The organism is Nocardioides sp. (assembly GCF_044226765.1).
In the GTDB taxonomy this organism is placed as follows: Bacteria; Actinomycetota; Actinomycetes; order Propionibacteriales; family Nocardioidaceae; genus Nocardioides.
Genome location: NZ_JBGAGJ010000003.1, coordinates 106,515 through 122,602 on the forward strand (window position 1 = coordinate 106,515; position 16,088 = coordinate 122,602).

Genomic DNA, 16,088 nt, shown 5'->3' on the forward strand with positions numbered 1-16,088 from the left:
TCACGTCCCCTGGGCCGGCTTCAGCACGTAGCCCGCGCCCCGCATCGTGTGGATCATCGGCTCCCGGCCCGCGTCGATCTTCTTGCGCAGGTAGGAGATGTAGAGCTCGACGACGTTCGCCTGCCCGCCGAAGTCGTAGTTCCACACCCGGTCGAGGATCTGCGCCTTGCTCAGCACCCGGCGCGGGTTGCGCATCAGGAATCGGAGCAGCTCGAACTCGGTCGCGGTCAGCGCGATCTCCTCGCCGCCGCGGCGCACCTCGTGGCTGTCCTCGTCCAGCTCGAGGTCACCGACGACGAGCACCGACGACGACTGCGCCTGCTGCGCCCCGGCCCTGCGCATCAGCCCGCGCAGCCGGGCCACCAGCTCCTCCAGCGAGAAGGGCTTGGTCACGTAGTCGTCGCCGCCGGCGGTCAGCCCGGCGATCCGGTCCTCCACCGCGTCACGCGCGGTCAGGAACACCACGGGCAGGTCGGGCTCGGTGGACCGCATCCGGCGCAGCACCTCGAGGCCGTCGAAGTCGGGCAGCATCACGTCGAGCACCACCGCGTCCGGCCGGAACTCCTTGGCCGTCGCCACCGCCTTCGACCCGGTGTGCGCGGCCGCGACCTGCCAGCCCTCGTAGCGCAGCGCCATCGACACCAGCTCGGCGATGTTGACCTCGTCGTCCACGACGAGCACGCGCAGGGGAGATCCGTCCGGTCGGGTCAGCTCCATGCCGCTCATCGTCATGAGGCTATCTGTGCCCGACCTGTGCGCGGGCTGTGTTGCTGTGAGGGGTCTGTGCAGCGTCTCGCGCGTTCGGCTGCGAGCGGGCCCGTGGGTGCCTAGGCTCGTCCGGCCCCTCGCCTGACCTTCGCCGACATCTCGGGAGCCCCCTCGTGAAGCTGGTCGTGACACTCGTCCTGGGGGTGCTGCTCTCGATGCTGCCTCGACCGGTGGAGGCCGATGCCGCTGCCGCAGCGCCCGACCCCACCTTCACCTGGCCGCAGTTCACGACGTTCAACCCCCTGGCCCACGCGTACGAGTTCAGCGTGTCCGGGGACGGTCAGTACCCCTACTACGTGACTTCCGAGAGGCAGGTGCTGAAGGTGTCGGGGCCCGGCACCTACGTCTTCGACTTCCCCTCGGGGTACACCGAGCGCGAGTGGCTGCGAGTCACTCACTGTGACGAGAGCGCCTGCCGCTTCGTCACGGGCTCACCGCGCCTCACCCTGGTCGCGTCGCTGCACACCGGATGGGCGTTCGATACCGAGAACCCAGCACCTGTCGGTGCGAGCGGCGGGGTCCGCCAGCTCGGCTACTGGCTGTCGCCGATGCTTCCGGGCGTCCGACTGGAATGGGTCGTGACCCGCGTGGGAGCGCCGATCTCGAGGGCGCTGGCATCCGGCGAGGTCATCGATCCGGCCCCGGAGGGAACGCTGTCGGTCACCATCCCGCCCGGCCTCGCCGACGGGCGCTATCTCTTGCGGTTGAAGGCCGACCTCGATGGCGGCGAGCTCCTCGGACACCTGGTCGGGACCAGCGACGACGTGTCGCCTGAGGTGTGGATCCGCGTCGACGGTGTCGCGCCGAAGGTGCACCTCAGGGTGCCCGCGGACCAACGCACGATCTACCCGCTCATCCACAGGTACGACGTGCTTCCCACCCGTGTGCAGCTCGAGTACGGGGCCGACGAGGAGGTCAGCGGCACCGTCACGTTCCGGGGACCGGGTGGGATCGTCGACCAGTTCCCCGTCTCGGCGTGGGCCATGGACTCGTACTTCACCTGGTCGGCCCGGCGCGGTAGGGACGTGCTCCCAGCGGGGCGGTACGCGATCGTGCTCGATCTCGCCGATGCTGCCGGCAACCACACCGTGGTGAAGGACTCGGTGGCGGTCTCGCATGCCGTGTACCGGGTGCAGCGCTCTCGCTGGCAGCTCGGTGCCGCCCCGACCCTCGTCGGCGCCGATCCTGGTCCGTGCGGGGCGGTCACCCGCCCCTCGGCACATGGCTGGTCGGGCTCGGTCGGGCTGGTCCCTGATGCCCGGTGCCGTCGGCCGGACGCCCACGTGACCGTCGTCCACCGGGTGTACCTGCCGAGGTCCTACCGGGGCTCCTACTCCTCCTTCAAGCTGGCGGTCCACGGCGCCGCGGCACCCAGCCGGCCCGGCAGCCGCGCGGTTGCGGCCCTGGTCACGACGCGAGGCAGGACCGTGGACCCGGTCGTGGTCCCGCCCCGTCGTGGCTGGTTCACCATCACGCAGACCGGGCTCCTCGGACTGCTGCGCCGTGACGCTGCGGGCCGCTACTACGTCCTGTGCGCAGTCGCCGCGGCGGGCAACGACCGTTACGACCTCGAGGGCTTCCGGGCGAGCGTGCACTACGGCGCGCTCGGGGTCGAGGACCCTGGGCGGTCCGGAGCGGCGCGCACCGGCCGCGACCCGTCCCTTCAGGCGCCGATCAGGTTGCGCACCGCCAGCGACGCGAAGACCATCGCCGAGCCGAGCGGCGCGCCGGGGCCGGGGTACACGCTGCCGAAGACCGACGCGGCGGAGTTGCTGGAGGCGTACAGCCCCTCGACGTGAGTGCCGTCCGGGCGCAGCACCCGGCCGCGCTCGTCGGTGACCAGGCCACCCTTGGTGCCGAGGTCGGACAGCACGAAGCGGGCCGCGTAGAAGGGCGCCTGAGTGCACGGGGTCAGGGCCTTGTTGGGGCCGTCGCCACCGGTGAAGAACGTGTCGTACTCGTCGGCCCCGCGGCCGAAGTCCTCGTCGACGCCGGTCTCGCAGAACCCGTTGAACCGCTCGACGGTGGCGACCAGCGCGTCGGCCGATACGCCGATCGCGTCGGCCAGCTCCGGCAGCGACTCGGCTCGCACCCAGGTGCCGGCCGCCAGGTGCTCGGCCGGGTCGCCCTCGGGCATCGCGATCGCGGGCAGCCGGCCGCCCTCGCGGGAGTCGAAGACGAACCAGGACGGAATCCGCTCCGGTGACCTCGCCATCTCCCGGCCGAACCGGTCGTAGGGCAGGCACTCGTCGGCGTACCGCCGGCCGTGCTGGTCGACCATGAGACCGGACCGGAAGCCGAGCGTGAACGACCCACCGCCGTCCGGCTGCTCGAGACCGGGGCAGAACCAGCCGACGGGGCGCCAGTCGGTGGCCGCGCCGAGGGCGATCGCGGCCTGGATCGGCTCGCCGGTGTTGGTGCCTGCCGGGGCCATGGTCCAGGCGACGTCTCCGGGGACGCCGTGCTCGCGGCGCAGGTCGGCGTTGCCCTCGAACCCGCCGGCCGCGACCAGCACCCCGCGCCGGGCGTGGATCTCGACGGCACCCTCGGCGGTCATCGCCGCAACCCCGGCGACCCGGTCGCCGTCGAGCACGAAGCCGGTCACGGGCAGGTCGGTCAGCACCGTCCCGCCCTCGCGCAGGAAGCCGTCGAGGAGTCGGGCGATCAACGCCTGGCCGCCGCTGAGGGTGTTGCGGCCGCCCTCGCCGGCGCGGTCGCGCTCGACCGGCGGCCGCACCAGCTCGCCGACCCGCTGCGGCAGGTCGGCCCGCTTGACGTTGGTCGGCTGGATCGACCGGCCGAACGGCACCCGTCCGGGAGCGTCGTAGTACTCCGGGAACGGCAGCCACTCGAAGTCGATCGCCTCGTCGGCCTCCAGCTCCGCGACGAGCACCGGCGCGTGGGCGAGGAAGGCCTCCACCTTGGCGTCGTCGGGGTCATCCAGGATCGCCGCGAGGTAGGCGCGCGCCGACTCGGTCGAGTCCGCGATCCCGGCGCGCTGCTGCACCTGGCTGCCGGGCAGCCAGCACGCGCCGCCGGAGTACGCCGACGTGCCGCCGAGCAGCGGGGTCTTCTCGACGACCACCGTGGCGAGCCCGGCCCGCTGCGCCAGGAAGGCACCGGTCATCGCTCCGCCGCCCGACCCGACCACGACGACGTCGTACGCATCGCTCATGCGCCGATCCTAGAACACGTTCTAGGTCTCGATACGCCCGTCGCTCGTCCCTCGCGACGGGCACTCGACCACCGAGGCGCCTTCGTTGGTCGAGTAGCGAGCGCAGCGAGCGTATCGAGACCCACCCAGCAGCAGGCAGAATGGGTCGGTCATGACCCCGCCGACCCCCGAGCTCCAGATCGCCTACCCGCCGGAGCTGCCGGTCACCCAGCGCCGGGAGGACATCGCGGCCGCGATCCGGGACCACCAGGTGGTGATCGTGGCGGGGGAGACCGGGTCGGGCAAGACCACCCAGCTGCCCAAGATCTGCCTCGAGCTGGGCCGGGGCGCCGGTGGACCCGGGGGCGGCATCATCGGCCACACCCAGCCCCGCCGGATCGCCGCCCGCTCGGTCGCGGAGCGGATCGCCAGCGAGCTGGGCACCGAGCTCGGCGACCTCGTGGGCTACCAGGTCCGCTTCACCGACCGGACCTCGCGCAGCAGCCGGGTCAAGCTGATGACCGACGGCATCCTGCTCGCGGAGCTGCAGCGCGACCGTCAGCTGCGCCGCTACGACACGATCATCATCGACGAGGCCCACGAGCGCAGCCTCAACATCGACTTCCTGCTCGGCTACCTCAAGCGCCTGCTGCCGCGCCGCCCGGACCTCAAGCTGGTCATCACCTCCGCGACCATCGACGTCGAGCGCTTCGCCCGGCACTTCGACGCGCCGGTGGTCGAGGTCTCGGGGCGCACCTACCCCGTCGAGGTCCGCTACCGCCCGCTGATCGAGCTGCCCGAGGAGGACGATGAGGGCGAGGCCGTCGTCCGCGACCAGACCGAGGCGATCGTCGACGCCGTCAAGGAGCTGAGCACCGAGGGCCCGGGCGACGTCCTGGTGTTCCTCCCCGGCGAGCGCGAGATCCGCGACACCGCCGAGGCGCTCGGGGATCTCGACAGGCTCGACCACCGGGGGACGCTCGAGGTCCTCCCTCTCTACTCCCGGCTCAGCGCCGCCGACCAGCACCGCGTCTTCTCCTCCCATCCCAGCACCACCCGCCGGGTCGTGCTGGCCACGAACGTCGCGGAGACCTCCCTGACCGTGCCGGGCATCCGGTACGTCGTCGACACCGGCGTCGCCCGGATCAGCCGCTACTCGGCGCGGACGAAGGTCCAGCGGCTCCCGATCGAGCCGATCAGCCAGGCGTCCGCCAACCAGCGGTCGGGCCGCTGCGGGCGTGTCGAGGCCGGCATCGCGATCCGGCTCTACTCCGAGGATGACTTCGAGGGCCGGCCGGAGTTCACCGACCCGGAGATCCTGCGCACCAACCTGGCCAGCGTCATCCTGCAGATGACGTCGCTGGGGCTGGGCGACATCGCCCGGTTCCCCTTCGTCGAGCCGCCCGACCGCCGCAACGTCAGCGCCGGAGTGCAGCTGCTCGAGGAGCTCGGCGCCGTCACGCCCAAGGGCTTGACCCGCACCGGGCGGCGCCTGGCCCGCTTCCCGATCGACCCGCGCCTGGGCCGGATGGTGCTGGAGGCCGAGCGGCTGGGCTGTGTGCGCGAGGTCGTCGTCATCGCTGCGGCGCTGTCGCTGCAGGACCCGCGTGAGCGCCCCGGCGCCGACCGCCCGAAGGAGCAGGCGCAAGCAGACCAGCTGCACGCCCGCTTCAAGGCCGACGGCAGCGACTTCCTCACCTGGCTCAATCTCTGGCGCTACCTGCGCGAGCAGCAGCGCGAGCTGTCCGGGTCGGCGTTCCGGAGGATGTGCACGCGGGAGTTCCTCAACTACCTGCGGGTCCGCGAGTGGCAGGACTTCGAGTCCCAGCTCCGCCAGGTCTGCAAGGAGATGGACATCTCGGTCGGGCGGCCCGCCGACACGCCGGACGCCGACGGGATCCACCAGGCGCTGCTGTCCGGCCTGCTGTCGCACATCGGGATGCTGGAGGTGCGCGACAAGGGCGACGCCGCGCGGCCGAGGGGCCCCCGGGAGTACCTCGGGGCGCGCGGCGCCCGGTTCGCGATCTTCCCCGGGAGCGTGCTGCACCGGAAGAACCCGGCGTTCCTCATGGCGGGCGAGCTCGTCGAGACCAGCCGCCTGTGGGCCCGGCAGAACGCCGCGATCCAGCCGGAGTGGGCCGAGCGACTCGGCGCCCACCTGGTCAAGCGCTCCTACAGCGAGCCGCACTGGAGCAAGAAGCGCGCGTCCGTCATGGCCCATGAGCGGGTGACCCTGTACGGCGTCCCGCTGGTCACCGACCGCCTGGTGCAGTACGGCCGGATCGACGCGCCGCTCGCCCGGGAGCTGTTCATCCGGCACGCGCTCGTGCAGGGCGAGTGGGCGAGCCGGCACCGCTTCCTCGAGACCAACCGGAGGCTGCTGGAGGAGGCCGAGGAGCTCGAGCACCGGGCGCGGCGCCGCGACATCGTCGTCGACGAGGAGACGCTGTTCGACTTCTACGACCAGCGGGTCCCGGCCGAGGTCGTCAGCGGCGCCCACTTCGACAGCTGGTGGAAGAAGGAGCGACAACGCCGCGGGCAGCTGCTCACCTTCGACCCGGCGATGCTGACCCACGACACCGCGGAGCAGGTCGACGAGTCGGACTACCCCGTGCAGTGGGAGGGGGAGGGGCTGACCTTCCCCATCAGCTACCACTTCGAGCCCGGCGCCGCCGACGACGGCCTGACCATCGACGTCCCCGTCGCGACCCTCAACCGGGTCGCGGCCGAGGACTTCTCGTGGAACGTCCCCGGCCTGCGCCACGAGCTCGTCACGAACCTGATCCGCAGCCTGCCCAAGAACCTGCGGGTCAGCTTCGTCCCGGCGCCGGACAAGGCGCGTGAGTTCCTCGCGACGGTCCCACCCGGCGACGAGCCGCTGCTCGACGCCCTCGAGCGGTGGTGCCGCTCGACGACCGGCGTGGTGGTGCCGCGGGAGGCGTGGGACTGGTCCAAGGTGCCCGAGCACCTGCGCCCGACCTACCGCGTCGTCGACGAGGCCGGGCAGGAGCAGGCGCGCGGCAAGGACCTCGAGGCGCTCAAGGAGCCGCTGCGCCCGACCTTCGCGCGGGCGATGCGGGAGGTCGCGAACGACAGCGGGCTCGCCCGCACCGGCGAGACGGCGTGGGTCTTCGGCACCCTCGACCCCTCACTCACCCGGCACCGGGCCGGCCACGAGGTGCAGGTCTTCCCCGCCCTGGTCGACGAGGGTGCGACCGTCGGGCTGCAGGTCTTCGGGTCCGCCGACGAGGCCGAGGCGCACCACCGGCTCGGCGTGCGGCGGCTGCTGCTGCTCGGGCTCCCCTCGCCGGTGAAGGCCGTGCTCGACGGACTCTCGAACGCCGAGAAGCTCGGTCTCGCCGGGTCGCCGTACCCCTCGGTCGCCGAGCTGCTCGAGGACTGCCGCGCCGCCGTCGTCGGGTCGGTCGTGGACGCCCGGCCGCCGGTGCGCGACCAGGCGGCGTACGACGCCCTGCGGGCGGAGGCCGGTCGCGACCTCGAGGCGCAGCTGCGGGGCGTGATGGCCGACGTCGTGCGGGTGCTGGACGGCTGGCGCGGCGCCGAGAAGGCGCTCAGCGGGCGGGCCGACCTGCTGCTGCTGCCGGCGCTGACCGACATGCGCGCCCAGCTCGAGCGCCTGGTGCACCGGGGCTTCGTCGCCGAGGCCGGGGTCGCCCGGCTGCGTCGCTACCCGACCTACCTGGCCGCGCTGGCCCAGCGCCGGGAGCGGTTGGAGGCCCAGGTCGGGCGCGACCGCCAGCTGATGGACCAGGTCGCCGACCTCCAGGACGCCTACCTGCACCGCCTCGACGCGCTGCCGGAGGGCCGGCCGCCGGGGGAGCGGCTGCGGCAGGTGCGCTGGATGCTGGAGGAGTACCGCGTGTCGCTGTGGGCCCAGCAGCTCGGCACCGCGGGGCCGGTGAGCGACCAGCGCATCCGGCGCGCCCTTGACGCGTCCGGTAACACGTAGGCTCGGCGGATGACCGAGCGCCGGTACCACCGCCCCACGACCCCGGGCAGCCCCTTCTTCGAGGCGCTGCTCGGCGGCACGGACCCGGCCGTGGTCAGCGAGGCGGCCGACCGGGCGGCGTACCTCCTCGTGCGCGGCGCCCGTGGCTCCGACGACGCCGAGGTCGCCGACCGGCTCCTGCATCTCGCCGACACCGAGGGCATCGAGACGATCGCCGAGGTCTGGGCGGGCGCCCCGGCGGACTCCCTGGCGGGGTGCCTGTGGCGGCTCTACCTGCTGCGCTCGTGGGTGTACGCCGACCCGGTCGGCGTGGCCCGCGAGTTCGAGGCCGGGCGGCGCAGTGCCCAGGTCGCTCGCGTGGTCGCGGGCGTCGCGGACCCGCCGGGACCCGAGCAGCTCCAGGCGATGGTCGACGAGGTCCTACGCGGGATCGCGGGCAGTGACTTCGCCGACGTGCTGCTGCGGGCGGCCGCGTTCGCGCGGGTCGTCGCCACCGGCCGGGCCTCGCTCAGTGAGCGCTCGACCGCGGACGTGCAGCGGATGCTGGCCCTCTCCGAGCAGCTCGAGGCGGCGGGGCACGCGGAGCTGGAACATCATCTGGCCTGAGGCCGTTACACTCGTCGGAGCACGCCGGGCCGCGGCAGCCCCGGGTCCCAACATCAGCCGCTACGAGCGGCCACGCGCCGTGAGGCGCTCCCGGTCCGGCGTGCTCCATCTGTCCGGGTGCGGCGGCTAGGTTCGCCGCATGCGATCGCTGCGCCGTCTGTTCAGTCGGTCCCGGACAGCTGTGCCCGGGTCGTCTCCCGCGACCGGGTCGGGGGTGACCTACGCGCCCGTCGCTGACGGGCGACCGGATCCTGGCGAGGTGGTCTGGGCGTGGGTGGCCTACGAGGACGACCCGACCCAGGGCAAGGACCGTCCGGTGCTGCTGGTCGGGCGGGACGGTGACCGGCTGCTCGGCCTGATGCTCACCAGCAAGGACCACGACCGGGACGCCGCCCAGGAGGCGCGGTGGGGCCGCTACTGGATGGACGTCGGCACCGGCGCGTGGGACCGCGAGCGGCGCCCGAGCGAGGTGCGCCTGGACCGGCTCCTGGAGCTCACCGCCTCCGGCGTGCGGCGCGAGGGCGCGGCGCTGGATCGGGCCGTCTTCGACCGGGTGGTGGCCGCGGCCCGGCAGCGCGGCACCCTCGCCTAGCAGAACCGAGCGCTCGCGGCCGCGGTCCGGACACTCGATAGGGTGGCCGCGGCCCCGGACCCCCGGGTCCGACGTGTCCGCGACCAGGAGGATCGAGTGAGGGCGAGCCGGGTCCGCCGTACGGCGATCGGGGCGGTGGCGCTGCTCGGCCTCGGGCTGGCTGCGGTGGGGTGCAGCGGCGACAGCGAGCCGGCGCCCGGTCCGGCGCCCTCGAGCTCGGCCAGTCCGGCCGTCACCCGCCTGACGTTCGGCGTCTACGGACCGAAGGCCGAGCTCGCGGCGTTCCAGACGACGGTCGACGAGTGGAACGCGACCTCCGAGGGCCCGGAGGTCGTCCTGAAGACCTGGGCCACCCACGAGGCGTTCCGCGAGGCGATGGAGTCGGGAGAGAAGCTGCCCGACGTCTTCCTCGCCTCGCGCACCGACCTGCGCCGCCTGCTGGACGACCAGCTGACCCAGCCGGTCGACGACCTGCTCGACGACCGCGGCGTCGAGTTCGGCGACGTCTACTCCCGCGACGCCCTCCAGGCCTTCAGCGCCGACGACCGCCTGCAGTGCATGCCGTACGCCGTCTCGCCGATGGTCGTCTACTACAACACCGACCTCATCGACTTCGACCGGATGCGCCGCCGGGGCCTCGACGTGCCCGACCAGGACGCCACCAGCTGGTCGTTCGACCAGTTCGCCGCCGCCGCGCAGTTCTCCAGCCGGGTCTCGCGCGGGACCAAGGGCGTGCACGTCGACCCGACGCTGCCCGGACTGGCGCCGTTCATCGAGTCCGGCGGCGGCTCGGTCTTCGACGACACCAGCGATCCGACCTCGCTGGCCTTCAGCAGCGACGGCTCGAAGGCGGCGCTCGACCGTACGCTCCAGGTGCTTCGTGACCCGAGGCTCACCCCGAGCCAGTCCGAGCTGCAACAGTCCTCGGCGCTGGCCCGCTTCGAGAAGGGCCAGCTCGGCATGATCGCCGGCTACCGGTCGCTCGTCCCGCGGCTGCGCCGGGTCCCGGGCCTGCAGTGGGACGTGCTGCCGATGCCGGTGCTCGACAGCGCCGCGACCGTCGGCGACGTCAGCGGGCTGTGCCTGTCCGCCGCCACCGCCAGCACGCCGGACGCGGCCGACTTCCTCGCCGGGGAGATCTCCGTCGACGCCGTCACCCGGGTGACCCGCACGGGCTACCTGGCCCCGGCCAACCTGGAGGTCGCCCTCAGCGACACGTTCCTGCAGCCGGGCCGGCCGCCAGAGCACGCGCAGGTGTTCAACTCCTCGGTCCGGTCGATGGACTTCGGGCCGCTCATCGACACCATGGGCGCCCTGGAGGCCGCGGTCGAGCCGCAGCTGCGGGAGCTGGTCTACGGCACCGGGGTGCTCGACCTGGACGCGGTCACCCAGCAGATCGACGAGATCTCCCAGCCCATTCTGTCGCCGCCCCCGACCCCGACGACGTCGGAGTCGGCGAGCCCGAGCTCGTAGCAGGCGTCGCTACGATGGGTGGATCATGACGGCGACGGCGCAGCGGTCCCTCGACAGGCCGGCCCCCGAGACCCCGAGGGCCGGGCTCCCCGGGACCGAGCTCGACAGGATCGACACCGAGCAGCTCGGGCGCGAGCTCGACGCGATCCGGCAGGAGGTGCTGGACAGCCGCGGCGAGCGCGACGCGGCGTACATCCGCCGACTCGTCCGCGGGCAGCGGGTCCTCGAGCTGGTCAGCCGTGCCGTGCTGCTCGGCAGCCGCCGCCGGGTCCCGTGGGTGCTCGGCACGACCGGCCTGGCGCTGGCCAAGATCCTGGAGAACATGGAGATCGGGCACAACGTCCTGCACGGCCAGTGGGACTGGATGCGCGACCCGAAGATCCACTCGACGACCTGGGAGTGGGACCACACCTCGCCGGCGGTGCAGTGGAAGCGGGCGCACAACGAGACCCACCACCGGTTCACCAACGTGCTGGGCAAGGACAACGACCTGGGCTACGGGATCATGCGCGTCGACGAGGCGCAGGAGTGGGCGCCGCGGCACCTCTTCCAGCCGGCCCTGAACTTCGTCACCGCCTGCGTCTTCGAGTGGGGCATCACCCTGTTCGACCTCGACCTTGGCGACAACCTGGGGGAGAAGCGGCAGCTGACCCCGGAGAAGAAGGCCGAGGTGAAGGTCGCGCTGGCCAAGGTGCGCCGGCAGCTCACCAAGGACTTCGTGCTCTACCCGGCGCTGTCGGGACGGTCGTGGCGCTCGACCCTCGCGGCCAACGCGACCGCCAACCTGGTGCGCAACCTGTGGAGCCACTCGGTCATCATGTGCGGCCACTTCCCCGAGGGGGTCTCGACCTTCGAGCAGGCGTCGGTGCCCGACGACGAGACCCGCGGCCAGTGGTACCTGCGCCAGATGCTCGGCTCCGCCAACATCTCCGGCCCGCGGCTCGTGCACGTGCTGACGGGCAACCTGTCCCACCAGATCGAGCACCACGTCTTCCCCGACCTGCCGAGCAACCGGTACGCCGAGGTCGCCCCCCGCGTGCGGGCGGTGTTCGCCCGCCACGGCCTGCCCTACAACTCCCGGCCGCTGGTGCGCCAGGTCGGCAGCGCGTGGCACAAGGTCGTCCGCCTCTCGCTCCCGAACGGCTGGCTGGCCCAGACCAACCGCCGCAACCTGGTGCCCCAGCTGCGCCGCCTGGTCCAGCCCGCCCCGGTGGCCGCCGGCAGCTAGTCGGGCCGACCCGGTCCGTTCGGGCCGCTGCTGGCGCTGTTTCATCACGGTATGCAGGTGAACCGGCACTCCCCGTGGCGGGCAGGCCGTGGGAAGTGCCGCTTCGTCTGCATACCGTGATGAACCTGTTGCGGCGCCCCCCGCCCGGCACCTCCCCGCCCGGCCGACAACCCCCTGGCAGAGGTTGCCCGAGGATCGCCGGGCGGTCGGCAACTGTCGCCGTGGCCGGTGTCGTCGGGCGCCGGTTGAATCGTCGCCATGGCGCGGCGGATCCGGATCGGCATCGACACCGGGGGGACCTTCACCGACGTCGTCGCGCTCGACGAGGAGACCGGCGAGCTGGTGACCACCAAGACGCCGTCGACCCCTGCCAACCCGGCAGACGGGTTCCTCGCGGGCATCGAGAAGGTGCTGGGCCTGCTGGGCGCCACGGGCGCCGACGTCGAGGCGGTGAGCCACGGCACGACGGTCGCCACCAACCAGCTGCTCGAGGGCAAGGTCGACCGGCTCGGGTTCATCACCAACACCGGCTACGAGGCGATGCTCGAGATCGCCCGGCAGTCGGTGCCCGACGGCTACGGCAACTCCTACTTCTGGGTCAAGCCGGACCGGATCGTCCCGCGGCACCTCGTCAAGGGCGTCGAGGGGCGCCTGGACTTCACCGGAGCCGAGGTCCGTCCCTTCGACGAGGCCGGTGCGCGGTCGGTCGCGCGGTGGTTCCGCGACCAGGGCGTCACCACCCTCGGCGTCTGCTTCCTGCACGCCTACGCCGACCCCTGCCACGAGGAGCGGATGCGCGCGATCCTCGCCGAGGAGCACCCCGACGCGGTCGTCTCGGTCTCCAGCCAGGTCCTGCGTGAGTACCGCGAGTACGAGCGCGCGATGACGACCCTCGTCGACGCGGCCGTCAAGCCACGGCTGTCGGCGTACGTCTCCAACATCAAGTCCCGGCTGTCGGCGCAGTACCGGCCCGACGGTGGCCGCGACATCCCCTTCTACGTCATGAAGTCCAACGGCGGCGTCCTGTCGGCCGACGAGGTCGTGCACCAGCCGATCACCACCGTCCTCTCGGGCCCCGCGGCGGGCGCGCTCGGTGCGGCGCTCGTCGCCCAGGTCGCGGGCTTCGACCGGGTCCTCACCTCCGACGGCGGCGGCACGTCGACCGACGTGAGCGTCGTGATCGGCGGCGAGCCGACGCTGACGACCGAGGGGTCGGTGGGTGCGTTCCCGTCCAAGATCCCGATGATCGACGTGGTCACCGTCGGTGCCGGCGGTGGCTCGATCGCCTGGCTGTCGCCCGAGGGCACGCTCAAGGTCGGGCCGCAGTCGGCGGGCGCCGACCCGGGTCCGATCTGCTACGGCAGGGGCGGCTCGGAGGTGACCATCACCGATGCCCACGTCGTGCTCGGCCGGATCCCTCCGCACCTGCTCGGCGGGGAGATACCGCTGGACGTGGACGCCGCCCGCGCGGGCGTCGAGGCGCTCGCGGCCCGCCTCGGTCTCGGCGTCGAGGCCTGTGCCGCGGGCGTGCTGGAGATCTCCGCCTGGAACCAGGCCAACGCGTTGCGCCAGGTCACGGTCAAGCGCGGTCTGGACGTCCGCGACTTCACGCTCACGACCTTCGGCGGGTCGGGCTCGCTGCTGCTGTGCCGGCTCATGGACGTGCTCGGCGTCCCGACGGTGCTGGTGCCGCCGAACCCCGGCAACGTCTCCGCGTTCGGGCTGCTCACCGTCGACGTCAAGAACGACTACGTGCAGACCCACGTGGCCCTGGCCGAGCACCTCGACGCGGCCGAGGTCGGCCGCTCCTACGACGCGCTCACCGCCCGGGCCGCCGAGGCGCTGGCCACCGAGGGGTTCGCGCCCGCCGACCACCAGTTCGTGCGCACCGCGGACCTGCGCTACTTCGGCCAGGCGTTCGAGGTGCGCGTCGCCGTCCCGCCCGGCGCCCTCGACGACGCCGCGCTGTCCGCGGTCGCCGACGCGTTCCACGCCGAGCACCGGGGTCTCTACGGCTACGACTTCGCCGGTGACCCGAGCCAGCAGGTCGAGTGGGTCAACCTCCGCGTGTCGGGCATCGGCCCGATCCGGCGCCCCGAGGTCCGGCGGCACCCGGTGGTCGAGCCCGTCCCCGACCCGGTCCCGACCGGGCGGCGTCCGGTCTGCTTCGACCCCGCCGAGGGGTACGTCGACACGCCCGTGCTGTGGCGGCCTGACCTCGCCCCCGGCGTACGGGTCGACGGTCCGGCCGTCATCGAGGAGTTCGGGTCCACGGTGCCGCTGCACCCCGGGTTCACCGTGCGGATGGACGAGCACCTCAACCTGATCGTCACCAGGAGCGCACCGTGAGCCGCCGCGTCCCGACCCAGTTCCCGTTCGGCTTCCTCACCGACGACGCGGGTGCCGGCGCCGACCCGGTCCTCGTCGAGATCGTCCAGGGATCGCTGGCCAGCGTCGAGATGGAGGTCGAGACGGCCATCGGCCGCACCAGCCGCAGCCCGATGATCCGCGACGCCCACGACTTCCGGGCCGGCATCCACGACCGGCTGCTGCGCAAGCTCACCGGGCGGTCCTACTCCGCGCTCGTGCACCCGGTCGCCCGGGACTTCCCGATCGAGGAGATGCGGGAGGGCGACGTCTTCTTCCACAATGACGTCTACCGCTCCGAGGGCGGGATCGGCCACCTGCCGGACCTCTGCGTCACCGTGCCCGTGTTCGCGAAGCGGGGCGGAGCGGACCATCAGGGGAGCTCGGAGGGCCGGGTGGTGGCGTTCGTGCAGGCGTTCGGCCACCACGACGACATCGGCGGTGCCGTGCCCGGGTCGATGCCCTCGGACGCGCGCAGCGTCTTCGAGGAGGGGCTGATGGTGCCGCCCATCAAGCTCTGGGACGCCGGCGTGCCCAACCGGGCGGCGCTCGCGATCATGACCCGCAACTCGCGGATGCCCGAGTCGCTGGCGGCCGACCTCGACGCCGAGTGCTCGGCCTGCCTGATGGGCGCCCGCCGGCTGGGCGAGCTGTTCGACCGCTACGGCGTCGAGACGGTGGAGTCCTGCTTCGACGCGATCATCAGCCGCACCACGCAGACCTACCGGCGCGAGATCCTCGCCAAGATCCCGGTGGGCAGCTGGGTGTGGGAGGACTACGCCGAGCACGACGGGGTCGACGAGCCCCGGCTGCACGCCCAGCGGATCACGCTGACCCACACGCCGGCCGACGACCCGGAGGGCGAGCGGCTGGTCCTGGACTTCGACGGCACCAGCCCGCAGGCCAAGGGTCCGATCAACCACTGCGGCGACCACAGCGACGGCGTCTTCCTCAAGAAGTGGCTCGCGCCGATCCTGCGCAACCTCGCCGACAGCCCGGAGCGGATGGCCGAGCTCGACGTCAACGAGGGCGTCGTGCCCCTCATCGAGATGCGCTTCCCCGAGCCCGGGACCCTGCTCACCCCGGTGTTCCCCGCCCCGACGAACGCCCGGACCTTCGTGATCCTGCGGCTGCTCGGGGTGCTGGCCGGCGTGGTCGCCAAGGCGGTCGACGGCCGGATGCCGGCCGACCAGGAGACGATCCGCTACACCGGGGTGTACGGCGAGGACCGCGACGGCCGGCCGTACCTGATGCGCGAGGTGCTGGGCGGGGGCTCGGGGGGTCGCTACTACGCGGACGGCGAGGACACCATCCACGTCGTGCCGGACTCGCGGAACCTGCCGACCGAGTTCACCGAGGCGCGGTTCCCGTTCCGCGTCGAGTCGCTCTCGCTCGCGGTCGACAGCGGCGGAGCCGGGCAGTTCCGCGGCGGGCTCGGCTACGAGAAGCACGTCCGGATGCTCGAGGACGCGCACTTCATGTCGATCGCGGACCGGTCGATCCTGGCCTGCTGGGGTGTGCGCGGCGGTCGCGCCGGCAAGCCGTTCCAGGTCACGATCGACCCGGGCGGACCGGCCGAGCGCGAGGTCGACGCCCTCGCGGACGCCGAACCGGTGCGGGCCGGCGAGGTGATCCGCATCCGCACCACCGGCGGGGGCGGCTGGGGTGACCCACTCCAGCGCGACCCGGAGCTGGTCGTGCGCGACGTCGTGTGGCGCAAGGTCTCGCCCGGGGCCGCCCTGGCCGACTACGGCGTGGTGCTCACCGGCTCCGTGGAGGACGACTCCCTGTCGTACGACGCGGCGGCCACCGCCGCCGAGCGCTCCGCGCGACCCGCGCCGGACCCGGCGTTCTTCGACCGCGGCCCGGGGTACGCCCGGCTCGCGGGTGGTGCCTCGCACGCCGACGTGGACACGCTCTGACCGGCGGT

At 72.7% G+C, this 16,088-nt stretch carries 9 protein-coding genes; 7 read left to right on the forward strand and 2 right to left on the reverse strand.

Annotated elements, in window-relative coordinates; genetic code table 11:
- Positions 1 to 732: a response regulator transcription factor gene (locus ACILRH_RS08150; protein WP_395692270.1), complete on the reverse strand. Its 732-nt coding sequence runs from the start codon at positions 730 to 732 to the stop codon at positions 1 to 3.
- A 1,699-nt stretch (positions 733 to 2,431) separates the two neighbouring features.
- Positions 2,432 to 3,943, reverse strand: coding sequence for an FAD-dependent oxidoreductase (locus ACILRH_RS08155; protein WP_395692271.1), 1,512 nt, complete (start codon positions 3,941 to 3,943; stop codon positions 2,432 to 2,434).
- A 151-nt stretch (positions 3,944 to 4,094) separates the two neighbouring features.
- On the opposite strand from ACILRH_RS08155, the gene hrpA reads away from it, so the two are divergent.
- From hrpA to ACILRH_RS08190, 7 genes are all read left to right on the forward strand, one after another.
- Entirely contained in the window at positions 4,095 to 7,892 is a 3,798-nt protein-coding gene (gene hrpA / locus ACILRH_RS08160; RefSeq protein ID WP_395692273.1) for an ATP-dependent RNA helicase HrpA, read from the forward strand.
- A 9-nt stretch (positions 7,893 to 7,901) separates the two neighbouring features.
- Positions 7,902 to 8,498 carry a hypothetical protein gene (locus ACILRH_RS08165; protein ID WP_395692274.1) on the forward strand — a complete coding sequence of 199 codons (597 nt, stop codon included), beginning with the start codon at positions 7,902 to 7,904 and terminating at the stop codon, positions 8,496 to 8,498.
- A gap of 259 nt (positions 8,499 to 8,757) precedes the next feature.
- A complete protein-coding gene (locus ACILRH_RS08170) occupies positions 8,758 to 9,090 on the forward strand; it encodes a type II toxin-antitoxin system PemK/MazF family toxin (protein WP_395692276.1) in 333 nt (110 codons plus the stop codon).
- A gap of 96 nt (positions 9,091 to 9,186) precedes the next feature.
- A complete protein-coding gene (locus ACILRH_RS08175) occupies positions 9,187 to 10,563 on the forward strand; it encodes an ABC transporter substrate-binding protein (RefSeq protein ID WP_395692278.1) in 1,377 nt (458 codons plus the stop codon).
- 25 nt (positions 10,564 to 10,588) lie between these two features.
- Positions 10,589 to 11,791, forward strand: coding sequence for a fatty acid desaturase family protein (locus tag ACILRH_RS08180; protein WP_395692280.1), 1,203 nt, complete (start codon positions 10,589 to 10,591; stop codon positions 11,789 to 11,791).
- Between the two features lie 258 nt (positions 11,792 to 12,049).
- On the forward strand, positions 12,050 to 14,140 hold the full coding sequence (locus tag ACILRH_RS08185) for a hydantoinase/oxoprolinase family protein (protein ID WP_395692282.1): 2,091 nt from the start codon (positions 12,050 to 12,052) through the stop codon (positions 14,138 to 14,140).
- The gene (locus ACILRH_RS08190) at positions 14,137 to 16,080 is read left to right on the forward strand and encodes a hydantoinase B/oxoprolinase family protein (RefSeq protein ID WP_395692283.1); all 1,944 of its coding nucleotides are present in this window, start codon (positions 14,137 to 14,139) and stop codon (positions 16,078 to 16,080) included. Before ACILRH_RS08185 ends, ACILRH_RS08190 begins: the two co-directional genes overlap by 4 nt.
- The last annotated feature ends 8 nt before the right edge of the window (positions 16,081 to 16,088 follow it).